General features: G+C 67.5%; 20 protein-coding genes. 14 read left to right on the top strand and 6 right to left on the bottom strand.

The annotated features are described in order from the left end of the window. Positions 1 to 101 precede the first annotated feature (101 nt). The 3 genes from DIE03_RS10055 (at position 102) to DIE03_RS10065 (ending at position 4,887) form a co-directional block, all read left to right on the top strand. Positions 102 to 1,691 carry an inorganic phosphate transporter gene (locus tag DIE03_RS10055; RefSeq protein ID WP_124449849.1) on the top strand — a complete coding sequence of 530 codons (1,590 nt, stop codon included), beginning with the start codon at positions 102 to 104 and terminating at the stop codon, positions 1,689 to 1,691. Positions 1,692 to 1,771: 80 nt separating this feature from the next. Then, positions 1,772 to 3,526, top strand: coding sequence for an ABC transporter permease subunit (locus DIE03_RS10060; protein WP_124449851.1), 1,755 nt, complete (start codon positions 1,772 to 1,774; stop codon positions 3,524 to 3,526). Positions 3,527 to 3,537: 11 nt separating this feature from the next. Beyond that, complete coding sequence (locus tag DIE03_RS10065) at positions 3,538 to 4,887, top strand: AAA-associated domain-containing protein (RefSeq protein ID WP_124449853.1); 1,350 nt, start codon at positions 3,538 to 3,540, stop codon at positions 4,885 to 4,887. Between the two features lie 27 nt (positions 4,888 to 4,914). Here the strand turns inward: DIE03_RS10065 and DIE03_RS10070 are convergent, their stop codons facing one another. Then, positions 4,915 to 5,793 carry a MurR/RpiR family transcriptional regulator gene (locus DIE03_RS10070; protein WP_124449855.1) on the bottom strand — a complete coding sequence of 293 codons (879 nt, stop codon included), beginning with the start codon at positions 5,791 to 5,793 and terminating at the stop codon, positions 4,915 to 4,917. A 364-nt stretch (positions 5,794 to 6,157) separates the two neighbouring features. On the opposite strand from DIE03_RS10070, the gene ggt reads away from it, so the two are divergent. Together ggt and DIE03_RS10080 are read left to right on the top strand one after the other, a co-directional pair. After that, positions 6,158 to 7,909, top strand: coding sequence for a gamma-glutamyltransferase (gene ggt / locus DIE03_RS10075; protein WP_124449857.1), 1,752 nt, complete (start codon positions 6,158 to 6,160; stop codon positions 7,907 to 7,909). Between the two features lie 184 nt (positions 7,910 to 8,093). Beyond that, positions 8,094 to 9,422, top strand: a complete 1,329-nt coding sequence (locus tag DIE03_RS10080; protein WP_124449859.1) for a dicarboxylate/amino acid:cation symporter — start codon at positions 8,094 to 8,096, stop codon at positions 9,420 to 9,422. A gap of 29 nt (positions 9,423 to 9,451) precedes the next feature. Here the strand turns inward: DIE03_RS10080 and DIE03_RS10085 are convergent, their stop codons facing one another. Next, positions 9,452 to 9,850 (bottom strand): DUF3331 domain-containing protein, encoded by a 399-nt coding sequence (locus tag DIE03_RS10085; RefSeq protein ID WP_124449861.1) that lies wholly within the window; start codon positions 9,848 to 9,850, stop codon positions 9,452 to 9,454. A 44-nt stretch (positions 9,851 to 9,894) separates the two neighbouring features. Further along, entirely contained in the window at positions 9,895 to 11,187 is a 1,293-nt protein-coding gene (locus DIE03_RS10090) for an NAD(P)/FAD-dependent oxidoreductase (RefSeq protein WP_124449863.1), read from the bottom strand. Positions 11,188 to 11,336: 149 nt separating this feature from the next. Between DIE03_RS10090 and DIE03_RS10095 the strand changes: the two genes are divergently transcribed. After that, on the top strand, positions 11,337 to 11,990 hold the full coding sequence (locus DIE03_RS10095; protein WP_124449865.1) for a TetR/AcrR family transcriptional regulator: 654 nt from the start codon (positions 11,337 to 11,339) through the stop codon (positions 11,988 to 11,990). Positions 11,991 to 12,225: 235 nt separating this feature from the next. Here the strand turns inward: DIE03_RS10095 and soxR are convergent, their stop codons facing one another. After that, positions 12,226 to 12,705, bottom strand: coding sequence for a redox-sensitive transcriptional activator SoxR (gene soxR / locus DIE03_RS10100; protein ID WP_124449867.1), 480 nt, complete (start codon positions 12,703 to 12,705; stop codon positions 12,226 to 12,228). A gap of 81 nt (positions 12,706 to 12,786) precedes the next feature. Here soxR and DIE03_RS10105 point away from each other — a divergent pair, with 81 nt between their 5' ends. The 6 genes from DIE03_RS10105 (at position 12,787) to DIE03_RS10135 (ending at position 21,894) form a co-directional block, all read left to right on the top strand. Continuing rightward, positions 12,787 to 13,989, top strand: coding sequence for an efflux RND transporter periplasmic adaptor subunit (locus tag DIE03_RS10105; protein ID WP_124449869.1), 1,203 nt, complete (start codon positions 12,787 to 12,789; stop codon positions 13,987 to 13,989). Between the two features lie 13 nt (positions 13,990 to 14,002). After that, positions 14,003 to 17,176, top strand: a complete 3,174-nt coding sequence (locus DIE03_RS10110) for an efflux RND transporter permease subunit (RefSeq protein ID WP_124449872.1) — start codon at positions 14,003 to 14,005, stop codon at positions 17,174 to 17,176. Then, positions 17,173 to 18,690, top strand: a complete 1,518-nt coding sequence (locus tag DIE03_RS10115; protein ID WP_124449874.1) for an efflux transporter outer membrane subunit — start codon at positions 17,173 to 17,175, stop codon at positions 18,688 to 18,690. The genes DIE03_RS10110 and DIE03_RS10115 overlap by 4 nt, the downstream gene beginning before the upstream one ends. Positions 18,691 to 18,818: 128 nt before the next feature. After that, positions 18,819 to 19,274, top strand: a complete 456-nt coding sequence (locus DIE03_RS10120) for a MarR family winged helix-turn-helix transcriptional regulator (protein WP_124449876.1) — start codon at positions 18,819 to 18,821, stop codon at positions 19,272 to 19,274. A 249-nt stretch (positions 19,275 to 19,523) separates the two neighbouring features. Next, positions 19,524 to 20,174, top strand: coding sequence for a glutathione S-transferase family protein (locus DIE03_RS10130; RefSeq protein ID WP_124449880.1), 651 nt, complete (start codon positions 19,524 to 19,526; stop codon positions 20,172 to 20,174). A gap of 202 nt (positions 20,175 to 20,376) precedes the next feature. Continuing rightward, positions 20,377 to 21,894 (top strand): cytosine permease, encoded by a 1,518-nt coding sequence (locus DIE03_RS10135; RefSeq protein ID WP_124449882.1) that lies wholly within the window; start codon positions 20,377 to 20,379, stop codon positions 21,892 to 21,894. A gap of 94 nt (positions 21,895 to 21,988) precedes the next feature. Here DIE03_RS10135 and DIE03_RS10140 read toward each other — a convergent pair whose 3' ends face one another. Together DIE03_RS10140 and DIE03_RS10145 are read right to left on the bottom strand one after the other, a co-directional pair. Next, positions 21,989 to 22,744 (bottom strand): glucose 1-dehydrogenase, encoded by a 756-nt coding sequence (locus tag DIE03_RS10140; protein WP_124449884.1) that lies wholly within the window; start codon positions 22,742 to 22,744, stop codon positions 21,989 to 21,991. Between the two features lie 43 nt (positions 22,745 to 22,787). Then, positions 22,788 to 23,324 carry a VOC family protein gene (locus DIE03_RS10145; RefSeq protein WP_124449886.1) on the bottom strand — a complete coding sequence of 179 codons (537 nt, stop codon included), beginning with the start codon at positions 23,322 to 23,324 and terminating at the stop codon, positions 22,788 to 22,790. 245 nt (positions 23,325 to 23,569) lie between these two features. On the opposite strand from DIE03_RS10145, the gene DIE03_RS10150 reads away from it, so the two are divergent. After that, complete coding sequence (locus DIE03_RS10150) at positions 23,570 to 24,820, top strand: MFS transporter (RefSeq protein WP_124449888.1); 1,251 nt, start codon at positions 23,570 to 23,572, stop codon at positions 24,818 to 24,820. Positions 24,821 to 24,999: 179 nt separating this feature from the next. Beyond that, positions 25,000 to 25,611, top strand: a complete 612-nt coding sequence (locus tag DIE03_RS10155) for a cysteine hydrolase family protein (protein ID WP_124449890.1) — start codon at positions 25,000 to 25,002, stop codon at positions 25,609 to 25,611. The last annotated feature ends 19 nt before the right edge of the window (positions 25,612 to 25,630 follow it).

The raw sequence follows: 25,630 nt of genomic DNA on the forward strand, positions 1-25,630 counted from the left end.
CCTCGAGGATGACCTGTCAATGTCCTGTAAGTGACACGTCACATTTGCGTCACGACCGATCGATAGCCTGCCACTCCGAGTCACCTCTCCGGAGCCCCTTCATGCCGAATCTCGCGGCAACGGAAACCAGCGGTGCGGTCAGCCATCGCACGCGCACCATCAGCCTTGCGCTGTTTTTCCTGATCATTGCCTGCGGCATCGTCTATGTCGGTGTTCATCTCAGCGCCGATCTCAGTCCCGTCAAGGAAAGCTCGGCCCTCCCGTTCCTGCTGCTGATCGTCGCGCTGCTGATCGCGCTCGGCTTCGAGTTCGTGAACGGCTTTCACGACACCGCGAACGCGGTCGCCACCGTCATCTATACGCATTCGCTCGACCCGCACCTCGCGGTCGTCTGGTCGGGCCTCTGGAACCTGTTCGGCGTGCTCGTGTCGAGCGGTGCGGTCGCGTTCGGCATCCTGCAGTTGCTGCCGGTCGAATTGATCCTGCAGGTCGGCAGCGGCTCGGGCTTCGCGATGGTGTTCGCGCTGCTGATCGCGGCCGTCACGTGGAACCTCGCGACCTGGTATTTCGGCCTGCCGTCGTCGAGTTCGCACACGCTCGTCGGCTCGATCATCGGCGTCGGCCTGATGAACCAGATCGTCAGCGGCCCGTCGGGCACGAGCGGCGTCGACTGGAACCAGGCACTCGGCGTCGGCAAGGCGCTGCTGTTCTCGCCGCTGATCGGCTTCGTGCTGTCCGCGCTCGTATTGCTGTTGCTGAAGGCGCTCGTGCGCGTGCCGGCGCTGTACCAGGAGCCGAAGGGCAACAAGCCGCCGCCGTTCTGGATTCGCCTGCTGCTGATCCTGACCTGCACGGGCGTGTCGTTCGCGCACGGCTCGAACGACGGGCAGAAGGGCATGGGCCTGATCATGCTGATCCTGATCGGCGTGATGCCGACCGCCTACGCGCTGAACAAGGCCGTGACGCCGGACCAGACGAGCACGTTCGTCGCGGTCGCGCGCCACGCATCGACGACGCTCGTCAAGTACGCGGACCCGGCCGTGCAGTCCGCCAACCCGCGTGCCGAGGTCGAAGCCTACGTGCGCACGCACAAGCTGACGCCCGCGACGATTCCGGCGCTGGGCAAGCTTACCGACACGATCGCCGACCAGGTCGCGCAAGCAGGCGGCATTTCGAGCGTGCCGCAGAACCTCGTCGACAACGTGCGCAACAACATGTACGTCGCGTCCGAGGCGATCCGCCTGATGGAGAAGGCGAAGACGCCGGCGTTCCCGATCGAGGATGCGAGCGCGCTCGAAGCGTTCAAGAAGCAGATGGACCGCGCGACGAAATTCATCCCGACGTGGGTGAAGGTCGCGGTCGCGATTGCGCTCGGCCTCGGCACGATGGTCGGCTGGAAGCGGATCGTCGTGACGGTCGGCGAGAAGATCGGCAAGTCGCATCTCACCTACGGGCAGGGCGCGTCGGCCGAAGCCGTCGCGATGCTGACGATCGGGATGGCCGACGCGTACGGGCTGCCGGTATCGACGACGCACGTGCTCGCGTCGGGCGTGGCCGGCACGATGACGGCGAGCGGCGCGGGCCTGCGCTGGGATACCGTGCGCAACCTCGTGCTCGCGTGGGTGCTGACGCTGCCCGCGTCGATCGCGCTGTCGGCCGTCCTGTACTGGGCGCTGCACGGGCTGTTCTGATTCGCGCCGGGGGCGCGACGCCCGGCCGCGCGGCACGCGGCCGGACCCATCGATTTTCAATTCAACACAAGACGCTACCGATGGATATCAGTTTCTTCGATCCGAATCGCACCGCCAACGCGTCCGCGTGGCGCGTGCTGCCCAACCGCTGGGACGTGGTCGCGTTTCCGCTGATCATCGGCATACTCGCGATGGCGATCGTCGGCTTCCACCAGACGATGGCGCCGATCGGCGTGCTGCAGACGCAGAAGATCTCGCTCGATCCGTCGAACCTGCCCGAATACGCGTTGCGCACCACGCTGCGGATGCTGGCCGCGATGGTCGCGTCGCTCGCGTTCACGCTCGTCTACGGCACGCTCGCGGCCAAGAGCCGCCGCGCGGGCATGGTCCTGATCCCGATCCTCGACATCCTGCAGTCGGTGCCGGTGCTCGGCTATATCTCGTTCACCGTCACGTTCTTCCTCGCGCTGTTTCCGGGCCGCGTGCTCGGCGCCGAGCTCGCGGCGATCTTCGCGATCTTCACGAGCCAGGCATGGAACATGACGTTCAGCTTCTACCAGTCGCTGCGCACGGTGCCGCGCGACCTGAGCGAAGTGTCGCGCGGCTTCCACCTGACGCCGTGGCAGCGCTTCTGGAAGCTCGAGGTGCCGTTCTCGATGCCGGGCCTGATCTGGAACATGATGATGTCGATGTCGGGCGGCTGGTTCTTCGTCGTCGCGTCCGAGGCGATCACCGTCGGCAACCAGACCATCACGCTGCCGGGCATCGGCGCGTATCTCGCGCAGGCGATCTCGGACAAGAACCTCGGTGCCGTCGGCTGGGTGATCGTCGCGATGTCGGTCGTGATCCTGGCCTATGACCAGTTCCTGTTCCGCCCGCTCGTCGCATGGGCCGACAAGTTCCGGATGGAGAACACCGCGTCGGGCGATGCGCCGCAGTCCTGGCTGCTCGACATGATGCGCCGCACGCACCTGATCCATCAGCTGCTCGTGCCGGCCGGCTGGCTGCTGTCGCAGGCCGCGCGGATTCCGTTGCGCCTGCCGTCGCTGCAGGGCACGCGCTCGCGCGGTGCGTCGGCGCGCCGTTCGTCGCGCATCGGCGACATCGTGTGGGGGGCGTTCGTGATCCTGCTGACGGTGTACGTCGTGTGGCGTGTCGTCAGCTTCGTGTCGACCGGCGTGACGATGGGCGAGGTCGGCCACGTGCTCGTGCTCGGGCTCATCACGCTGCTGCGCGTGCTGATCCTGATCGCGATCGCGTCGGTGATCTGGGTGCCGCTCGGCGTGCTGATCGGGCTGCGCCCGGCGCTGGCCGAGAAGATCCAGCCGCTCGCGCAGTTCCTCGCCGCGTTCCCGGCGAACCTGCTGTTCCCGGTGTTCGTGATCGTGATCGTCCACTTCCACCTGAACGCGGACATCTGGCTGTCGCCGCTGATCGTGCTCGGCACGCAGTGGTACATCCTGTTCAACGTGATCGCGGGCGCGATGTCCTATCCGAACGACTACAAGGAAGCGACGAAGAATTTTCGCATCCGCGGCTGGCAGTGGTGGCGGCAGGCGATCCTGCCCGGCATCTTCCCGTACTACGTGACCGGTGCGATCACCGCGTCGGGCGGCGCGTGGAACGCGAGCATCGTGTCCGAGTTCGTGCAGTGGGGCGACACGAAGGTCGTCGCGCACGGCCTTGGCTCGTACATCGCGCAGACCACGGCCGCCGGCGATTTCCCGAAGATCATCCTGGGCATCGCCGTGATGTCCCTGTTCGTCACCCTGTTCAACCGTCTGCTGTGGCGTCCGATGTATGCCTACGCGGAATCCCGGCTCCGTCTCGATTGAGAGTAAGCGCGATGCAACAAAATTCGACTGTTATCAACGCTCCCGCCAAGACGTCCCAGCCGCTGCAGCCGCCGCGTCTCGGCGAGGAAATCCTGCGCGTCGAGCACGTGAACCGCGGCTTCAACAAGTCGCAGGGCGAACTGCTCGTGCTCGACGATGCGAACCTGTCGCTGCGCGAAGGCGAGATCGTCGGGCTGCTCGGCCGGTCCGGCTCGGGCAAGTCGACGCTGCTGCGCATCATCGCCGGCCTGATCGAGCCGACCGGCGGCGAAGTGACCTACCTCGGCAAGCCGCTGAGCGGCCCGGCCGAAGGTGTCGCGATGGTGTTCCAGACCTTCGCGCTGTTCCCGTGGCTCACCGTGCTGCAGAACGTGGAAGCCGGGCTGGAGGCGCTCGGTGTCGGCGCACGCGAGCGGCGCGAGCGTGCGCTCGCGGCGATCGACCTGATCGGCCTCGACGGTTTCGAGAACGCGTACCCGCGCGAACTGTCGGGCGGCATGCGCCAGCGCGTGGGCTTTGCGCGCGCGCTCGTCGTCGACCCGACGATCCTGCTGATGGACGAGCCGTTCTCCGCACTCGACGTGCTGACGGCCGAGACGCTGCGTACCGATCTGCTCGACCTGTGGACGCAGGGCCGCATGCCGATCAAGTCGGTACTGATCGTCACGCACAACATCGAGGAAGCGGTGTTCATGTGCGACCGGATCCTCGTGCTGTCGTCGAACCCGGGCCGCGTGATCGCCGAGATCAAGGTGCCGTTCAAGCATCCGCGCAACCGGCTCGACACCGATTTCCGCAAGCTCGTCGACGACATCTACGCGAAGATGACCGCGCGCCAGACCGGCGAGGCGACGAAGAAGGGGCTCGAGCTTGGCAGCTGGATGCCGCGCGTGTCGACCAACCTGATGGCCGGCCTGATCGAGACGCTTGCGATGGCGCCGTACCACGGCCGTGCGGACATGCCGGAAATCGCGCGCACGCTGCATCTGGAGGTCGACGAACTGTTTCCGATCGCGGAAGTGCTGCAGTACCTCGGCTTCGCGGACGTGCGCGAAGGCGACGTGTTCCTGACGCCGCCCGCCCGCGTGTTCGCGGAATTCGGCACGCAGGAGCGCAAGCTGATGTTCGCCGACCATCTGCTGAAGCACGTGCCGCTGGCTGCCCGGATCAGGAAGGTGCTGAACGAGCGTCCGGGCCATCGCGCGCCGCGCGTGCGCTTCGAGCAGGAGCTGGAGGATTTCCTGTCCGACGAAGCGGCCGAGGAAACGCTCGATGCGGTGATCGACTGGGGGCGGTACGGGGAGGTCTTCTCGTACAACGACAAGACGGAAGTGTTCAGTCTGGAGGACGTCGAGAGCTGACGCCTGCGCCCGGATGGCGAGCGATCGTCATTCGGGCAGATCGCGCCGGCTCATATCCCACTCGGTTCCGTCCGCATTGAGCCGCTCGATCTTCTCCATCCGCTGCCGCGCCAGCTCCGGCAACTGGTTCGTCACGCCGATCACCAGCGCTTCGGCGAGCGCCAGCGCCGGTACGTTGGTCTGCAGCATCGCGAACGGGCGCCCCTGGATCCGCAGCACGATCTCCGCGAACTCGCTGATCGGGGAGCGCCATTCGTCGGTGATCAGCAGGATCCGCGCGCCGAGCCGGTGCGCGGCCCGCGCGAAGCGGATGCTGTCCTTCTGGTAGCGGCGAAGGTCGAAGATCACGAGCACGTCGTCACGCCCCATGTCGGCCAGCGCGACCGACGCGAGATTCACGTTCGGCTCGACGTACTGCACCTGCGGCCGCGTATAGGCGAGCATGAACGAGAACAGCGACGCGAGCGGCGCCGTATAGCGCCCGCCACCGCAAAACACGCGAACATCCGGATCGGCCAGCACCGCCACGGCTGCGTCGAACGCGGCCGCGTCGAGCCCTTCGATCGTGGTCGCGAGCGATTCGGACAGCCGCTGGAAGATCGCCGAATGACTGTCGCGCGTGCCCGTTTCCGAATGGAACGCGTCCATCCGCGCGAGCGGTGAATTCATCGCAGTGTCGATCTCGTCGTGCAGCGCCTGCTGGAACGACGAGTAATTCGGAAAACCGATCCGGACGACGAAGCGGAATACGGTCGGGTCGCTGACTTCCGCCTGCTTCGCAAACTGCGCGATCGGGCCCAGCCCGAGACTGGGATAGCGATCCAGCAACGCCTGTGCAACCTTTTGTTCCGACGGCGTGAAGCTATCCATCTGGGATAACAGCAACGCCCTGATGCTCGTCCCCATCGGGCACTCCAGCTCTCTTATCTGTATGACAAACGGCAGACCGCAATCTGCCGACGACTCCACGCATGTTAGCCGATTGACGTACGGCGGGCCGAGTACGTCCCGGTATTAGAGGGACGCATCGCCCTGCCGCCTGCTTCGTGCATCGATGTAATAAAACAAACATATGTCGGTCGTCGTCTCGGCGGATCATCGCTCATAATTGAGTAATAACCCTAGTTTTTGACGCAAAAAGACGAGTGTTATGATCGCGGCCTTGCGGGAATGTATTGTTTATTACATGTCCGGATGCGCTGCGTCGGCACACGATTGCACGGTCGCGCAGCCCGGCCCGGCCCGGTTTATTTGTCTGGAGGATTCCGTCATGAGGCGGCTCGTAGTACTCACCCTGTTGTCGGCCCTGAGCGTGAGCGCGTTCGCTGCGTCGACCCCCGCGGTCGAAGCGAAGAACGGCATGGTCGTGTCGTCGCAGCACTTTGCGTCGCAAATCGGCGTCGACATCCTGAAGGAAGGCGGCAACGCGGTGGACGCCGCGGTGGCGGTCGGCTATGCGCAGGCCGTGACCAACTCCTGCTGCGGCAACATCGGCGGCGGCGGTTTCATGACCGTCCACCTGGCCGACGGCCGCGACCGCTTCATCAACTTCCGCGAGACCGCGCCGGCCGCGGCGTCCGCGAACATGTATCTCGATGCGGCAGGGAACGTCATTCCGGACGAAAGCCTGTACGGCTATCGCGCGGTCGGCGTGCCGGGCACGGTGGCGGGCCTCGATCTCGCGCAGCGCAAGTACGGCAAGCTGACGCGCAAGCAGGTGATGGCGCCGGCGATCCGGCTGGCGCGCGACGGCTTCGTGCTGACGCGCGGCGACACGGACATCCTCGACACAACGGTCGACCGCTTCAAGAAGGACCCGGAAGCCGCGCGCATCTTCCTGCGCCCGGACGGTACGCCGCTGCAACCGGGCGACCGCCTGGTGCAGAAGGACCTGGCCCGCACGCTCGAGCGCATCGCGGAGCAGGGGCCCGACGCGTTCTATCACGGCGAGATCCCGAAGATCGTCGAGGCCGCGGCCAAGCGCGGCGGCGGCGTGATCACGGCCGCCGACTTCGCGTCCTACCGCGCGCAGGACATGGCGCCGCTGACGTGCACGTATCGCGGTTACGAGTTCGTGTCGGCGCCGCCGCCGAGTTCGGGCGGCGTGACGATGTGCGAGACGCTGAACATCCTCGAGGGGTACGACCTGCGCAAGCTCGGCTACCAGTCGGCCGCGGTGGTGCACTACATGACCGAGGCGATGCGGCACGCGTACGAGGACCGCAACACGCTGCTGGGCGATCCGAACTTCATCGACAATCCGGTCGCGAAGCTGACGAGCAAGCAATATGCGGCCGAGCTTCGCAAGCAGATCAGCGGCGACATGGCGACCGCATCGGTCGACGTGCAGCCGGGCGTCGGCGTGCACGAGAAGCCGGAAACGACGCACTATTCGATCATCGACCGCGATGGCAATGCGGTGTCGACGACCTATACGGTCAACGGCCGCTTCGGCGCCGTGGTGATCGCGCCGGGCACGGGCTTCTTCCTGAACGACGAGATGGACGACTTCACGGTGAAGGTCGGTGCGCAGAACCTGTTCGGCCTCGTGCAGGGCACGCGCAACTCGATCGCACCGGGCAAGCGTCCGCTGTCGTCGATGGCGCCGACCATCGTGAAGAAGGACGGCAAGGTGTTCATGGTGGTCGGCTCGCCGGGCGGGTCGCGCATCATCACGATCACGCTGCAGACCGTGCTGAACGTGATCGACTACGGGATGACGCCGCAGGATGCGGTCGATGCGCCGCGCGTCCACCATCAGTGGCTGCCCGACACGGTCTACTACGAGACGCGCGGCCTGTCGCCCGACACGCTCGCGATCCTGCGCAACATGGGCTACAAGATGGTCGAGCAGACGCCCTGGGGCGCGGCCGAGCTGATCATGGTCGGCCTGCCCGGCACCGAAGCGGCGAGCCGCCAGAGTTCCGGCAACGATTCGTCGGTGTCCGGCAACGTGCGCGTCGGCTACGTCTACGGCGTCAACGATCCGCGCCGTCCGGCCGGCTCCGCGATCGGCTACTGACCTGATCGCTTCATGCCGAACCGCTGCCGCCGGCGTTCGCGTCTGCGCGAATGCCGTAGCCGCGGCAGCGCGTCCGTTCGCGGACATCCGCAAGCCTGACCGGCGCGCCGCGCGCGCGTCGTGGCACGGCGCGGGGCGCGCGTCTTTCATCCGTCAACTCTTTCACCGTGCGGTGAATTCCGTCATGAACAAACGAATGTCTGCGGCAGGCTGGATCCTGCTCGCGATGGCGGCCGGCATCCTCATCGGCTACCTGATCTACACGCAGCTTCCGGACAAGCAATCGGCCGCCGAAATCGCCGGCTACATCTCGCTCGTGTCCGACGTGTTCCTGCGGCTGATCAAGATGGTGATCGGCCCGCTGGTGTTCTCGACGCTCGTCGTCGGCATTGCACACATGGGCGACGCGTCGTCGGTCGGGCGCGTGTTCGTGAAGGCGCTCGGCTGGTTCGTCACCGCGTCGCTGGTCTCGCTGCTGCTCGGCCTGCTGATGGCGAACCTGCTGCGACCGGGCGAGAACCTCGGCCTGCCGCTGCCGGACATCGGCGCGTCCGCGCATCTGGCGACGTCCAAGTTCACGCTGAAGGATTTCGTCGGCCACATGGTGCCGAAGTCGTTCGCGGAGGCGATGGCGAACAACGAGATCCTGCAGATCGTCGTGTTCTCGATGTTCTTCGGCGTCGCGCTGTCGGCGCTCGGCGAGCGCGGCAAGATCCTCGTCGCCGCGATCGACCAGCTCGCGCACGTGATGCTGAAGATCACCGGCTACGTGATGAAGCTCGCGCCGCTCGCGGTGATGGCCGCGATGGCGTCGACCGTCGCGATCAACGGGCTGTCGATCCTGCTGAAGTTCGCGGTATTCATGGGCGATTTCTACGTGAGCCTCGTGCTGCTGTGGGCCACGCTCGTCGCCGCCGGGCTGCTGTTCCTCGGCCGCCGCGTGTTCAGGCTGCTCGTGCTGATCAAGGAAGCGTTCATGCTGTCGTTCGCGACCGCGAGCTCGGAAGCCGCGTACCCGAAGATCCTCGACGCGCTCGACCGTTTCGGTGTGCGGCGCAAGATCTCGAGCTTCGTGATGCCGATGGGTTATTCGTTCAACCTCGACGGTTCGATGATGTACTGCACGTTCGCGTCGCTGTTCATCGCGCAGGCTTACAACATCCACCTGTCGCTCGGCACGCAGGTCACGATGCTGCTGATCCTGATGCTGACGTCGAAGGGGATGGCCGGCGTGCCGCGCGCGTCGCTCGTCGTGATCGCGGCGACGCTTCACCAGTTCAACATCCCGGAAGCCGGGCTGCTGCTGATTCTCGGTGTCGACACGTTCCTCGACATGGGCCGCTCGGCCACGAACGCGGTGGGCAACTCGATCGCCAGCGCGGTGGTGGCGAAGTGGGAAGGCGCGCTGATGCCGGAAGCGGAAGCCGAAGCGAATGCGGCGCGGCTGGATGCGGAAGCCGAAGCACGCATGAACGAGGCGGTTCGCGATACGGATCGCGTCACTACGGCCTGAAGCGGATTCCCGGGTCGAATCACGGGCTTTCAGGCCGCTTCGGCGGGGCGGGCCGCGTCGATGCACGCGGCCAGCACCATCGCGGCGGCGTTGCCCGGTGCCGAGCCGAGCAATTGTGGCGCGTAGACGCTGTCGCCAATCTCGATCGGCCGCCCCGACAGCGCGCACACACCGCGCTTGCGCGTGGTGAACAGCCGCCACTTCTGATAACCGTAGTGCCCCGTGCACGCGTCGCGCCATGAAATCATCACGGTGTCGGCCGTGGGCCGCTCGAGCACGCTGATCGACGGCTTGCTCGTCGCGTCCCACGACGGCAGCCGGTCGCGCGTGATGCTGCGCCGACGCGGCACGCCCCACGAGACGGACGGCATGTCGAAGCTGCTGATTGCTGCGACGGTCACGAGCCAGGGCGCTAAACGGTTGTTCATGTCAGTTTTCCTCTAAACGTTACGCGACACCGCCAAGCGCGGCATCACGACAGGCGGATGCGCGGCTGCACCCAGCCGTTGATCCGTTCGGCGATCCACAGCAGGGTCGCCTTGGAGAAGCCGTGCAGCGCCTGCTGGTGCCGCCGGTAGAGCATCAGGTGGCTGAACTGCGCGAAACGCCCCTGGATGAAGCCGCCGCGAAAGAACCCGAACTGCCCGAGCGTGCCGAATGCGTCGTAGTCGCTGATCGACACGAGCGCGCCGAAATCGTGGAACGCGAACGGCGGAATCGGCGTGCCGTCGAGCCACGCGGGCAGGTGCTTCGCGAGATGCTCGGCCTGCTGCGTCGCGACCTGCGCGGTGGGCGGCAGCGGCCGTTCCTGGCCGTCGAGCTGCAGGCTCGCGCAATCGCCGATCGCGAACACGTGCGCGTCGCCCGTTGCCTGCAGCGTGGGCCCGACGACGACCTGGTTCGCGCGGTTCGTGTCGAGTCCGCCGAGTGCCTGCATGAAATCGGACGCCTTCACGCCGGCGGCCCAGACCATCAGGTCCGCTTCGGCAAACGAACCGTCGCCGTAATGGAAACCGTTGGCGTCGGCCGACGTGACGCGCGTCGACGTCAGCACGTGAAAGCCGATCTGTTCAAGGCGCCGCTGCGCCGACGCGGAAATCCGCGGCGGAAACGCATTCAGGATGCGCGGGCCGCTTTCGAGCAGCGTGAGCTGCAACCGCTCGCGCACCGTCTCGTCGCCGTAGGCCTGCGCGACTTCCAGCAGGCGGCTGAGCTCCGCCGCGAGTTCCACGCCCGTCGCGCCCGCGCCGACGATCGCGACGCGGAACGGCTCGTCGCGCGCGATGCTGCGGAACACGCGCATCCGCAACGCTTCGTTGAAGGTCTCGGCCTGCTGCTGGCTGTCGATGAAGTAGCAGTGCTCGCGCACGCCCGGCACGCCGAAGTCGTTGGCCTGGCTGCCGAGCGCGAGGATCAGCACTTCGTATTCGAGCTCGCGCGCCTCGATTACCACCTCGCCGTCCTGCGAGCGGATCTCGCCGAGCTGCACGCGGCGGCGCGCGCGATCGAGCCCTTTCAGTTCGCCGGGTTGGTATGTGTAGCCGTGGTCGCGGGCATGGGCGAGGAAGATCACCTGCTGCTGCTGGACGTCGCGCGTTCCGGCCGCGATCGTGTGCAGCATCGGCTTCCAGATGTGGGTCGGACTGCGGTCGACGACGGTGACCTGGGCCCGGCCGGACCGGCCGAGACGCTCACCCAGGCGGGTGGCGAGCTGCAATCCGGCGATCCCGCCGCCGACGATGACGATGCGCGTAGGGGTTGTCATGGATAAATCATCACGTGATGAATAAGGTATGATCCTAGCGCTTCCCGGCTCCGCGTGTCAACGGAGCAGGGCGAGCCATCCCATTCCGGGGAAATGAAACCGGGGCCCGGACACGGGCATTCGAACCATTCAAAGGGGAGCAGGAAAACGTGGCTGAAGTCACTGAGCGCGAGCCGTCGAAGCGACGTACGCGCGGGCGGCCGCTGGCGGATGCGTCCGTCGGTCCGGACGTGATATTGCGGGCCGCGCGCCGCACCTTCGCGAAGCGTGGCTACGACGCGACGAGCGTGCGCGAAGTCGCGCGCGAGCTGGGCATCGACGCGGCGCTGATCGCCCATCATTTCGGCACGAAGGAAACGCTGTGGCTGGCTGTCGTCGAGCAGATCGTCGAGCTAGCCGAGCCGATGTTCGACGCGCTGCGCAAGCTGCACCTGTCGTCGCTGCCGCATCGCGACCGCGTGCGGCGCGCGTTCGAGCTATGCGTCGATCACGAGTTCGCGGAGCCGGATATCGGCATGTTCTTCTCGACCGCGGCGACCGAGGAGGGCGCACGGCTCGACCGGCTGCAGGAGCGGATCGTGCGCCCCTATCACGATGCGATGTTGCCGCTGCTGACGGAGGCGGTCGAGGCCGGTGCGATCCGCCCGGTCGATCCGAACCTGCTGTTCTTCATGATCGCGAGCGCGATCGGCACCACGGTGTCGTACAGCCACATGATGCTGGAGTACACGTCGCTGCCCACGCGGCCGGAGGCATTCCGGCAGGCCGTGCTCGCGGTCGTGCGTACCGTGATCGCCGACTGAGCGCCGCCGCGCGCGCAACGCGCGCGGTCGCGTCGCGGCAACCGGCGCCAGTTCGGTCGCCGCGTTTCGCGCGGTTCCGCACGGCGCATCGACGAGCGGTGACGCGCGTGCGGCAAGCGATCGCCGGCTCGTACGCAAGCAGGCTGCCCGCGTCATTCAGTTCGCACAACGTAATGCCATGCGGTGGCGCGTCGGGTGATGCGCACCGCGCCAGCGGCGGGCGCGGGTTAGCCCGTCACTCCGGATCCGTCGGCGGCTTGTCGCCGAGCCAGCGCCGCGCGCCGGGCCCGTTGCGGCCCGCGCGGTCTTCCGGATTGGTCAGCTTGCAGCGCTTCAGCGACAGGCAGCCGCAGCCGATGCATTCGTCGAGGTTGATGTAGAGCCGCTGCAGCTCCTCGATCCGGCTCGCGACGCGCTGCTTCCAGCCGCGCGACAGCCGCTGCCAGTCCTTGTTGCTCGGCGCGGTGTCCTCGGGGAGGCTGACGAGCTGCTCGGCGATTTCGTCGAGCGAATAGCCGATCTTCTGCGCGAACACGATGAATGCGATCAGCCGCAGCACCGCACGCGAATAGTGGCGATGGCTCGAGCCGTTCCGGTGCGACTTGATGAGCCCGCGCGTCTCGTAGAACCGCAGCGTCGACGCCGGCACGCCGCTGCGCGCGGCCACTTCGCGGATCGACATCAGCGGCCATTTCGATTCTTCCGGGGTACCCATGACGTTCTCCGGGGGAAAGCTTGACTTGAAGTTAACTTCAACTTTTATGCTACGCGGCAGTTTAACCCGTCGCGAGGCACCATGCTCTCCTTATCCCTACGCAGGACGTCGCCTTTGGGCGCCGCCTGCGCACTGTTGCTGGCGTTGTCCGGCTGTCACGACGGCAAAGGCGCAGCGTCGGCCCAGCCCCTTCCCGAAGTCGGCGTCGCCGCCGTCGCGCCGCGCACGGTCCGCCTCGCGGACGAATTCAACGGGCGCGTCGAAGCGGTCGACGCGGTGGAGTTGCGGCCGCGCGTGAGCGGCTATCTGCAGCGCGTGGCCTACAAGGAAGGCGACCTCGTCGCGCAGGGCGCGCTGCTGTTCGAGATCGACCCGCGTCCGTACCGGATCGCGCTCGACCGTGCCAACGCGCAGCAGCAGCGGGCCCGTGCGGCCGCGAGCCTCGCTCAGGTGCAGCTCAAGCGCGTGCAGACGCTGATCGATGCGCATGCGACGTCGCAGGAAGAACTCGACAACGCGCGCGCCACCGCCGAGCAGGCCCGCGCGGACCTGCAGGCCGCCGACGCGGCCGTCGCGGACGCGAAGCTCAATCTCGGCTTCACCGAAGTGCGCGCGCCGATCGCGGGCCGTGTCGGCCGCGCGGTCGCGACCGTCGGCAACCTCGCGCGCGCGGACGACACGCTGCTGACGACCGTCGTCTCTCAGGACCCCGTCTACGTGTACTTCGACTGCGACGAGCAGAGCTACCTGCGCTACAACGCGCGCCGTGCCGATCCGAAGCATCGCGCGATCGGCGCCGATCCGGTGCGCGTGGGCCTCGCGAACGAGACGGGCTTCCCGCACGCGGGCACCGTCGATTTCCTCGACAACCGGCTCGACCCGCAAACCGGCACGATCCGGGCGCGCGTGCGGCTGCAGAATGCGGACCATGCGTTTACGCCGGGGTTGTATGCGCGCGTGCAGCTCGTCAGCGGCCGCGACCAGGACGCGCTGCTCGTCGACGACAAGGCCGTGCTGACCGACCAGGACCGCAAGTACGTGTACGTGATCGGCCCCGGCGACAAGGCGCTGCGCCGCGACGTGACGATCGGCCGCGAGATGCAAGGCGAGCGGATCGTCGAGAAGGGGCTGCAGGCGGGCGATCGCGTGGTCGTCGACGGCGTGCAGCGGATCTACTATCCGGGCGCGCAGGTGAAGCCGAAGGCGCTGCCCGCGCGCGCCGATGCAGGTGGCGGCAACGGCACGCAGGCCGTGGCCGATGCCGGCGCGCCTGCCGCGCAGTGACGGGAGAGACGCAATGGATTTCTCCCGATTCTTCATCGACCGGCCGATCTTCGCGGTCGTGCTGTCGATCGTCATCTTCGCGATCGGCCTGATCTCGATTCCGATGCTGCCGGCCGGCGAATACCCGGAAGTCGTGCCGCCGAGCGTCGTCGTGCGTGCGACGTATCCGGGCGCGAACCCGAAGGAAATCGCCGAATCGGTCGCCGAACCGCTGGAAGAGGCGATCAACGGTGTCGAAGGCATCATGTACATGAAGTCGGTCGCCGGGTCGGACGGCAGCCTGCAGGTCGTCGTCACGTTCCTGCAGGGCGTCGACCCCGACACGGCTGCCGTGCGCGTGCAGAACCGCGTGAGCCAGGCGCTCTCGCGCCTGCCCGACGAGGTGCGGCAGTACGGCGTGACCACGCAGAAGCAGTCGCCGACGCCGCTGATGTACGTGAGCCTCTACTCGCCGGACAACAGCCGCGATTCGCTGTACCTGCGCAACTACCTGACGCTGCACGTGAAGGACGAGCTGTCGCGGCTCACCGGCATCGGCGACGTCGGCGTGTATGGTTCGGGCGACTACGCGATGCGGCTGTGGCTCGACCCGAACCGGCTCGCGTCGCGTGGGCTCACCGCGAGCGACGTGATCGCGGCCGTGCGCGAGCAGAACGTGCAGGTGTCGGCCGGCCAGCTCGGCGCGGAACCGTCGCCGAAGAAAAACGACTTTCTCGTGTCGATCAACGTGCGCGGCCGCCTGCGCACGGTGCAGGAGTTCAGCGACATCGTGCTGCGCAACGGCGACGACGGCCAGGTCGTGAAGCTGTCCGACGTCGCGCGCATCGAGCTCGGCGCCGGCGACTACACGCTGCGCTCGTACTTCAACGACAAGCATTCGGCCGTGGTCGGCATCTTCCTGTCGCCCGGCGCGAACGCGCTCGACGTCGCGAAGTCGGTGTACGCGAAGCTCGACGAGCTGTCGAAACGGTTCCCGCCCGGCGTTGCGTATCGCCCGGTGTGGGACCCGACGGTGTTCGTGCGCGAATCGATCCGCGCGGTGCAGCACACGCTGATCGAGGCCGTCGTGCTGGTCGTGCTCGTCGTGATCCTGTTCCTGCAGACCTGGCGCGCGTCGATCATTCCGCTCGTCGCGGTGCCCGTGTCGGTGGTCGGCACGTTCGCGTGGCTCTACCTGCTCGGCTATTCGATCAATACGCTGACGCTGTTCGGGCTCGTGCTCGCGATCGGGATCGTCGTCGACGATGCGATCGTCGTCGTCGAGAACGTCGAGCGCAACATCGCGCAGGGCTTGAGCCCGCGCGATGCCGCGCACCAGGCGATGCGCGAGGTGTCGGGGCCGATCGTCGCGATCGCGCTCGTGCTGTGCGCGGTGTTCGTGCCGATGGCGTTCATGTCGGGCGTCACGGGCCAGTTCTACAGGCAGTTCGCGGTGACGATCGCGATTTCGACGGTGATCTCCGCGATCAACTCGCTGACGCTGTCGCCCGCACTCGCCGCGAAGCTGCTGCGCCCGCACGGCGCGCCGAAGGATGCACTGACGCGCGCGCTCGATCGCGCATTCGGCTGGCTGTTCCATCCGTTCAACCGTTTCTTCGAGCGCAGCTCCGACCGCTATCACGGCGTCGTCGGCCGTACGCTGAAGCGGCGCGGTGTGGTGTTCGCGGTCTATGCGGCGCTGCTCGCGGCGACCGCGCTGCTGTTCAACGCGGTGCCGGGCGGCTTCATCCCGGTTCAGGACAAGCTGTACCTATTCGCGGGCGCAAAGCTGCCGGAAGGCGCGTCGCTCGCGCGTACCAGCGCGGTGACCGAGCAGATGACGAAGATCGCGCTCGGCACCGACGGCGTCGAGATGGTGCCGGCGTTCGCGGGGCTGAATGCGCTGCAGGCCGTGAACACGCCGAACATCACGAACTCGTACGTGATCCTGAAGCCGTTCGACCAGCGTCACCGCAGCGCCGCGCAGATCAACGCGGACCTGAACGCGCGCTTCGCGGCGATCGGCGGCGGCATCACCTACGCGCTGATGCCGCCGCCGATCCAGGGCCTCGGCAACGGTTCGGGCTATTCGCTGTACCTCGAGGATCGCGGCGGCCTCGGCTACGGAGAGTTGCAGAAGGCGCTGTCGGCGTTCCAGGCCGCGGTCGCGAAGACGCCGGGGATGAGCTATCCCGTCAGCTCGTACCAGGCGAACATCCCGCAGCTCGAGGTGAAGGTCGACCGGCTGAAGGCGAAGGCGCAGGGCGTCGCGTTAACCGACCTGTTCAATACGCTGCAGGTGTATCTCGGCTCGATGTACGTGAACGACTTCAACCTCTTCGGCCGCGTGTATCGCGTGATGGCGCAGGCCGATGCCGGCCATCGGCAGACGGCCGCCGACATCGCGAACCTGCGCACGCGCAATGCCAAGGGCGAGATGGTGCCGATCGGCTCGATGGTGACGGTGGGGCCGGCGTACGGGCCCGATCCGGTCGTTCGCTACAACGGCTATCCGGCCGCCGACCTGATCGGCGATGCCGATCCGAAGGTGATGTCGTCGTCGCAGGCGATCGCGAAGCTCCAGCAGATCGCGAAGGAGGTATTGCCGCCCGGCATCACGCTCGAATGGACCGATCTCAGCTACCAGCAGGTCACGCAGAGCAATGCGGCGATCGTCGTGTTCCCGCTGGCCGTGATGCTCGTGTTCCTCGTGCTCGCGTCGTTGTATGAAAGCTGGACGCTGCCGCTTGCGGTGATCCTGATCGTGCCGGTGTGCATGTGCGCGGCGTTGTTCGGCGTATGGCTGTCCGGCGGCGACAACAATGTGTTCGTGCAGGTCGGCCTCGTCGTGCTGATGGGGCTCGCGTGCAAGAACGCGATCCTGATCGTCGAATTCGCGCGCGAACTCGAAATCCAGGGCAAGGGCGCGATCGAGGCGGCGCTCGAGGCATGCAAGCTGCGGCTGCGCCCGATCGTGATGACGTCGGTCGCGTTCATCGCGGGCTCGGTGCCGCTGCTGATCGGCAGCGGCGCGGGCAGCGAGGTGCGTGCGGCCACCGGCGTCACCGTGTTCGCGGGGATGCTCGGCGTCACGCTGTTCGGGCTGTTCCTGACGCCCGTGTTCTATGTGGCGATCCGCAAGCTCGCGGGCGGCACGCCGGCCGTCTGGAGCGAACAGCACGGCACCCTCGAAGGAGAAAACCGATGAGCGCCGCTTTTCGTCTTTCCGCGCTCGCGATGTCGGTGACGCTTGCCGCGTGCGCGGTGGGCCCCGATTTCCAGCGGCCCGATACGGCCACGGCCGCGCGGTTCGCGCGTGACGGGCATCCGGCGACGCAGCACGACGCGTCGCCGTCCGCTACGCCGCCCGATGCATCGGCCGCCGCCGATGCGACGTTCTGGCGCGGCTTCGGCGATCCGGTGCTGACGCAGTTGATCGATGCGGCGCTCGCGGCCAACCAGGATCTGCAGGTCGCGGTGTCGCGCTACGATGCATCGAATGCGCTGCTGTCGCAGGCAACCTTCGATCGCTATCCGACGCTCACCGCAAGCGGCCGGATCGGCCACCAGCTGATGAGCAAGGACCAGGCGTTCGGCGCGCCGCGCAGCCAGCGCGATGCACCGACGTCGAGCGTCGGGATCAATGCCGCGTGGGAACTCGACCTGTTCGGCCGCGTGCGTCGTTCGATCGAGTCGCAGCGCGCCGAAACCGCGGCGAGTGCGGCCGACGTGCGCGCGGTACGCGTCGCGATCGCCGGCGAAGTGGCGAGCACGTACGTCGACCTGCGCGGCTCGCAGGAGCGGCTGCGGATCGCCCGCGAGAACGCCGACAACCAGAAGCAGACGCTTGCGCTGATCAATGCGCGCGTCGGTGCGGGGCGAGGGTCCGAACTCGATGCGGCGCGTGCACGTGCGCAGTACGAATCGACGACGTCGCGGATTGCCGTATACGAAGCCGCGATCGGCGTCGACGAGCATCGACTCGCGGTGCTGACGGGGCAGACGCCCGATGCGTTGATCGGCCGCTTCGATCCGCCGACAACCGGCATGCCGCCGGGCAAGCCCATCCCGCTGCCGGCGCTGGCTGCCGACATCGATCCCGGCACGCCGGGCGACCTGCTGCGCCGGCGCCCCGATGTCGCGGCGGCGGAGGCCAGGCTGCACGCGGCGACCGCGCGCGTCGGCGTCGCGACGGCCGACCTGTTCCCGCGCTTCACGCTGTCGGGGCTGCTCGGCAGTGCGACGAGCAGCTACGGGTTCTTCCGCGCCGGCAGCGACACGAACCTGATCGCGCTCGGCATCGACTGGTCGTTCCTCGATGTCGGCCGCGTGCGTGCGCGGATCGCCGCGAGCGACGCGGAAGCGGCCGGCCAGCTCGCGCAGTACCGGCAGACCGTGCTCGGCGCACTGGAGGAAACCGAGAACGCGCTGCTGCGTGTCGCGCGTACGCGTGACGAGACCACGCACCTCGTGCGCGCGGCGGACGACAGCGCGCGCGCCGCGCAGCTCGCGCAGACACGCTTCTCGGCCGGTGCGATCGACTACTACGAAGTGCTCGACGCGCAACGGATGCTGCTGCAGGCGCAGGACGCGGCGGCCGACGGACGCATGCGCAGCGCGGCGTCGACGGTCGCGCTGTACAAGGCGCTCGCGGGCGGCTGGCCGTCGGGCGCGGAGCAGGGCGTACAGGCACCGCTCGCGCAGTCGCAGTCGCAGCCGTAGCGCGGGCGGCGCCGCGCGGCAGGCCGGAGGGAGCGTGCCTGCCGCGTCGCGATGCAATCGTGTCGCGGGCGGTAGCATCGCGGTAAGATTTAATTGCAACTGCAATTAAATGAGAGGAATGACCTGACATGAGCGCACCTGAACCCGATCTGTGGTTTTCGTTCGTCCGCGCGCACCGGACGATGATTCGCGAGATCGAGCGCCGTCTCGCGGATGCCGGCCTGCCTGCATACGCGTGGTACGACGCGTTGTGGGGGCTTGAAAGCGGGCCCGAAGGCACGCGCCGCATGCACGAACTGGCCGACGTGCTCGTGATCGAGCGCTACAACCTCACGCGGCTCGTCGACCGGCTCGAACACGAGGGGCTCGTCGCGCGCACCCGTTCGGCGGACGACGGCCGTGCCGCATACGCAAGCATTACCGACAAGGGGCGGATGCTGCGCAAAAAGATGTGGAAGGTGTATCAAACGACGGTCGCGGAGCTATTTCTCGACCAGTTCACCAGCAAGGACCGGGCGGCGATGGTCGCCGCGCTTGACCGTGCGACCGCTGCCGCGCGCGACGCGGCAGCCGACGTGAAGTAACGGTATCCGGCACACGGCGCGTCGAGCGCAGACGTCGCGCGCCCGGCGGCGCGAGCCGCCGCGTCGTCAGCCGTTCGAGGCAGGCCGTGGCGGCGCGGCGGGTGTCGGGCGTCCGCACGGGCGGACCGGGTCGCGCAGCCGTATGCCCCTCCTTCGAGTACTGGCATGTCGCCGGTGCCATCGGTTTCGGCATAGGATTGCAATTGCAACGATTGCAGTTGCAACGATAATCCGACGACAAGGACCGACATGACCTCGAATCACTCTCTCACGTTCTATACGGCAGACACCCCGAACGGGCACAAGATCGCGATCTACCTGGAAGAGGCCGCGATCGCGCACGACCTCGTGCACGTGAACCTGTCCGCCGGCGAGCAGCGCAGCCCGGCGTTCCTCGCGATCAACCCGAACGGCAAGATCCCGGCCATCGTCGACCACGATACCGGGCTGGCCGTGTTCGAATCCGGCGCGATCCTCAGCTATCTCGCCGCGAAGACGGGTTGCCTGCATCCGGACACGCTCGCCGAGCGCACGGCGGTCCAGCAGTGGCTGCACTTCCAGATCGGCGGGATCGGGCCGATGCTCGGCCAGCTCTGGTGGTTCCTGCGTGCATCGAAGACGGCCAATGCGGAAGCGATCGACCGCTACCGGAAGGAGGCCACGCGCCTCTACGGGGTCGTGAACGGCCGATTGTCCGAATCGGCGTACCTCGCATCGCCGCGGTATTCGATCGCCGACATCGCGGCGTTCCCGTGGCTGCGCTCGGCAGCCGAGCTCGATATCGACGTCGCCGGCTTCCCGCACGTCGAGCGCTGGCTTGCCGACATCGCCGCGCGGCCGGCCGTTCAGCGGGGCCTGATCGCCTGCCGCGCGCCGGCGGCGGCAGCGGCGGCGCACTGACGTCGCATCGCCCGCGCCGCACGGGCGGCGCGGAATCCGGCCGGTTGCCCGCCCGGAAACATTGTTCCCCATCGTCGTAAACGTCTCGAATGCGTGATATTTGCGCCGCGCGATCCGGTTTAGAGTGGCCGCGAATCGATGACGATGTGTCGTATGGCCGCAGCCCCGGGCCGTACAGGTGCACCAGAGGAGTGGGAGACAAATGGGTGAAGGCAGGATTACGCAGGTCGAGTCGTTCGGTTTCGAGCGCATTCCCGATGCATCGCGCTACGCGCGGCCGATCGATCTGTTCCGGTTGCTGTTCGGCGGCTGCAATACGTTTTCCACATCGGTGCTCGGCAGCTTTCCGGTGCTGGTCGGACTGTCGTTCAAGGCGGGTGTCTGCGCGATCGTGCTCGGCGTGCTCGCCGGCACGTGCATCCTCGCGCCGATGAGCCTGTTCGGCCCGCGCAACGGCACGAGCGACCCCGTGTCGTCCGGCGCGCATTTCGGCATCCATGGCCGGATCGTCGGCTCGTTTCTCGCGCTGCTCACGTCGATCGCGTTCTTCTCGCTCGCGGTGTGGAGCTCCGGCGATGCGCTCGTCGGCGGCGCGCACGACATGGTCGGCGTGCCCGTCAACGGCGTCACGCTCGGCGCGGCCTACATGGTGTTCGCGGTGCTCGTGCTGATCGTCTGCATCTACGGTTTCCGCTTCATGTTGTGGGTCAACAAGATCGCCGTGTGGGCCGCGAGCGTGCTGTTCGTCGCGGGCCTGTTCGCATTCGCCGGCCTGTTCGACATCAACTATGCGGGCACGCTGCAGCCGGGCGGCGCAGGTTTCTGGGCCGCGTTCGTCGGCGCGGTGCTGGTTGCGCTGAGCAACCCGGTATCGTTCGCGTCGACGCTCGGTGACTGGGCGCGCTACATTCCGCAGCACACGCCGAAGCATCGCGTGATGGGCGCCGTGTTCGCCGCGCAGGTCGCGACGTTCGTGCCGTTCTTCTTCGGCCTCGCGACCGCGACGATCATCGCGGCGAAGGCGCCCGCGTTCATCGCATCGAACGACTACGTCGGCGGGCTGCTTGCGATTTCGCCGCGCTGGTTCCTGCTGCCGATGTGCCTGATCGCGATCATCGGCGGGATGTCGACCGGCACGACCGCGCTGTACGGCACCGGGCTCGACGTGTCGAGCATGTTTCCGCGCTTCCTGAACCGCGTGCGTGCGACGCTGCTGATCGGCACGATCGCGATCGCGTTCATCTTCGTCGGCCGCTTCTGGTTCAACCTCGTCGAAAGCGTCGCGACGTTCTCGACGCTGATCGACACGTTCAGCTGCCCGTGGATGGCGATCATGGTGATCGGCTACGTGACGCGCCGCGGCTACTATCTCGCCGACGACCTGCAGGTGTTCAACCGCGGCCTGCACGGCGGCCATTACTGGTTCACGCACGGCTGGAACGTGCGCGCGATGGGCGCATGGCTACCGGCCGCGTTCACCGGGTTCGCGTTCGTGAACCTGCCGGGCCAGTTCGTCGGGCCGCTCGGTCACCTCGCGGGCGGGCTCGACCTGAGCGTGCCGGTATCGCTGGCGGTGGGCGGGCTGCTGTACTTCGTGCTGCTGACTTTGTATCCGGAGCCGGACGGCGTGTACGGCCCGTACGGGCGCCGCTTCGTGCGCGGCGGCAAGCAGGGTGCGCGCGGAGCCGGTGCGCCGGCGATCCAGCCGAAGGGGTATTGAGCGGCGCTTGCTCCTTGCCGCAAAGCGCCAACGCCGCCGTGCGGATCGAGCCGCCGGCGGCGTTGGCGTTGCCGTTGCCGGCTGGCGCGGTGGCTCAGTGGAACGTGCTGCCCGCGAGCAACCCGCCGTCGACGATGAATTCCGCCCCCGTGCAATACGCCGATTCGTCGGACGCGAGGAACAGCACGAGGCTGGCCACTTCGTCGGGTTTGCCGATGCGTGCGATCGGCAGGCCGCTGTAGATCGACGACGGATCGAAATCCGCGAACTCGGGCGGGCGCGCCATCACCGTGTCGATGCCGCCCGGATGCACCGAGTTCACGCGAATGCCGTAGCGGCCGAATTCGAGCGCGGCTGCCTTCGTCATCCCGCGCACCGCGAACTTGCTCGATACGTATGCGCTGCCGCCCGCGACGCCCTCCATCCCGGCCGTCGACGACACGTTGACGATCGAGCCGCCGCCGGCTTCCTTCAGCGCGGCCACGGCCGATTTCATGCCGAGCCAGCAGCCGACCTGGTTCACGTCGATCACCTTGCGATAGTCGTCGAGCGAACACGATTCGATCGGCACGAGCTTCAGGATCGCCGCGTTGTTCACGAGGACGTCGAGCCGGCCGAACTGCGCGAGCGTCGCTTGGACGGCCGCCTGCCAGTCGGCTTCGCTCGTGACGTCGAGATGCTGGAATCGTGCGGCGTCGCCGAGTTCGGCCGCGACACGCCGGCCGGCGTCGTCCAGCACGTCGGCGATCACCACGCGCGCGCCTTCGGCGACGAACCGGCGTGCTTCCGCTTCGCCCTGGCCGCGGGCGCCGCCCGTGATCAGCGCCACCTTGCCTTCGAGTCGTTTCATTCTGCTTGCTCCTGTGAGTGAGAGGGGGCGCGCGCGGGGCCGCTCATGCGGAGGCGTCCGCCGCGTCGACGATGCGAACCGGATCGGTGCCGTCCCAGGCGTGTGCTTCGGCGATGCCGTGCGCGATCATGTCGCGCATGCCCGCGCCTTCGATTACTTCGACGCGCACGCCGGGATCGTCGGCGTCGTCGAGATACGCGAGGCGCGTGGCCGGGTTGCACGCTTCGAACACGATGCGCAGGCCGAGCGCGGTGAGCCGTGCGACCGCCGCATCGAGATCGTCGACGACCCACGCGACGTGATGCAGGCCCGCGAGCGGTTGCCCGTGCCCATCGCGGTACGGCGACGGCGCGTCGTTCGTTACGTGGATCAGTTCGATCTGCAGATCGCCGCGATACGCGAGGCCGACGTCCATCGTGACCGTCACCGGTTCGCCGAGATACCGGCCGTCGAGGCGGACGTTGCGGAATACGGTCCACGGGCCGACATCGTGGCGGGCGCGCCAGCGCGCGATGCTGCGGTCGAGGTCGGCGACCACGTAGCCGATCTGGTCGACGGGGCCGGGGAGTGGGGCGTTCATGTCGTCTCCGTGGCGGACGCATCGATGCGTGCCGCGCGATGAATGACGGCCATGATCGCAACAAAGCGCGTGCTCCGTGCCGTCCAAACGGACGAGTACGCGTGGGCTGCGCCGGCGACCCATCGGCGCGGGCGGCATGGCGGGTATCGGCACGGCCGATGGTTAGCATCGCGGGCGGCGGCCTACCGCGGCCGCCGCACGGTCATTACGCTTGGGCGATCATCCACTCCGTCCGGAAGGTCCCCATGTCCCGTCTCGACTACAGGTTGCTCGGCCCCTGCCTGCTCGCCATCGCGCTCGACGCGATGGGGTTCGGGCTCGTCTACCCGATGATGTCCGCGATCTTCAGCGATCCGCACGCGGGCATCCTGCCGGCCGACGCCGGCGAGCACGCGCGCAATTTCTATCTCGGTCTCGGCTACGGAATCTACCCGCTGTGCATGTTCTTCGGCTCGTCGCTGATGGGCGAACTGTCCGATCGCTACGGCCGCCGCCGCATACTGCTGCTGTGCGTGCTCGGTCTCGCGGCCGGCTACGCGATGATGGCGGCCGGCGCGTGGCACGCCAGCATCGCGCTGCTGCTGGCCGGGCGCGGGCTCACCGGCCTGATGGCCGGTTGCCAGGGCATCGCGCAGGCGGCGATCACCGACCTGAGCACGCCCGAGAACAAGGCGTACAACATGAGCATCATGTCGCTCGCGTTCAGCGCGGGCGTGATCGTCGGTCCGGTGCTCGGCGGCGTCACGTCCGACCGGACGATCTCGCCGCTGTTCGACTACGGCACGCCGTTCGTGCTGGTCGCCGTGCTGTCGCTCGCCTGCGCGTTCTGGACGTGGGCGTCGTATCGCGACTCGGCCGCGCCGCGCGGCGACACGCGCATCGATCCGCTGCTGCCGCTGCGGATCATCTGGGAGGCCGCGCGCCAGCGCAACGTCGCGTTCCTGTCGGTGGTGTTCTTCCTGATGCAGGTCGGCTACGGGCTGTACCTGCAGACCATCATGCTGCTGCTGCAGGCGAAATTCGGTTATACGAGCGCGCGGCTCGGGCTGTTCAGCGGCGTGATCGGCATCTGCTTCGTGTTCGGCCTGCTGTTCGTCGTGCGGCTGATGCTGCGCGTGTGGCGCGTGATCGACATCGCGAAGACGGGCTTGCTCGTCGCCGGGCTGGGCCAGGTCCTGTCGGCGTTGTTCCCGCACGAACCGGTGCTGTGGGCGCTCGCGATGGTCGTCGGCTGTTTCGACATGATTGCGTACACGACGATGTATACGGCGTTCTCCGACGCCGTCAGCGAGGACCGGCAAGGCTGGGCGCTCGGCGTCGCGGGCTCGGTGATGGCGGTCGCGTGGGTCGTGACGGGCGCGCTGACGAACCTGCTGCCGGTGTTCGGCGAGACCGGCCTGCTGCTGATCGGCGGTGCGGGCTTCCTGCTCAGCTTCGCGATGATGGTCGCGTACGGGCGGACGCGGCCGGGCGCCCGTACGGCCGCGCTGTCGTAAGCGGCCCGTGCGCACGTTGGCCCGATCCTGTCGGACGTTGTCCCGCGCGCCGCTGTCGCGCACGGCCGCGCGGCCCGACACTGGCGCCTCGCGGCCGGTGAAGGATCGGGCCGCGTCCGGCGGCGCCGGCAAGCCCGGCGCGCCGTCCGATCGATGTGCGAACCGAAAGAGAGCGACCCATGCAACACCCGACCATCCGTACCCTGGCCGGCGCGACCGCGCCGACGTCGATCGACGCCGCCCGCAGCGCGCTGCTGGTGATCGATTTCCAGAACGAGTACTTCAGCGGCCGCCTGCCGATTCCGGAAGGGCCACGCGCGCTGGGCAATGCGCGGCGCGTGATCGCATTCGCCGACCGCGCGGGCATTCCGGTGTTTCACGTCCAGCACGTCGATACGGCCGACAGCCCGATCTTCGCCGAAGGCAGCGACGGCTTCCGCTTCCACGCGGAGCTACAGCCGGCGCCGCACCACGCGGTCGTGAAGAAGACGTCGGTCAGCGTGTTCCCGACGACGGACCTCGATGCGCGCCTGAAGGCGGCCGGCATCGACACGCTGATCGTCACGGGCCTGATGACGCATGCGTGCGTGGCCGGCGCGGCACGCGACGCGGTGCCGCTCGGCTATGCGGTGATCGTCGTCGACGACGCGTGCGCGACGCGCGACCTCGACGTCGCGGACGGCGGGACGGTGCCGCACCGCGACCTCCATCGCGCGACGCTGGCCGCGCTGTCGGACACGTTCGGCGACGTGCTGACGACCGAGCAGGTACTGGCGCTCGGCGTCGCCTGACGACGGCCCGGGCCGACGC

The organism is Burkholderia sp. Bp8992 (genome assembly GCF_003853705.1).
In the GTDB taxonomy this organism is placed as follows: domain Bacteria; phylum Pseudomonadota; class Gammaproteobacteria; order Burkholderiales; family Burkholderiaceae; genus Burkholderia.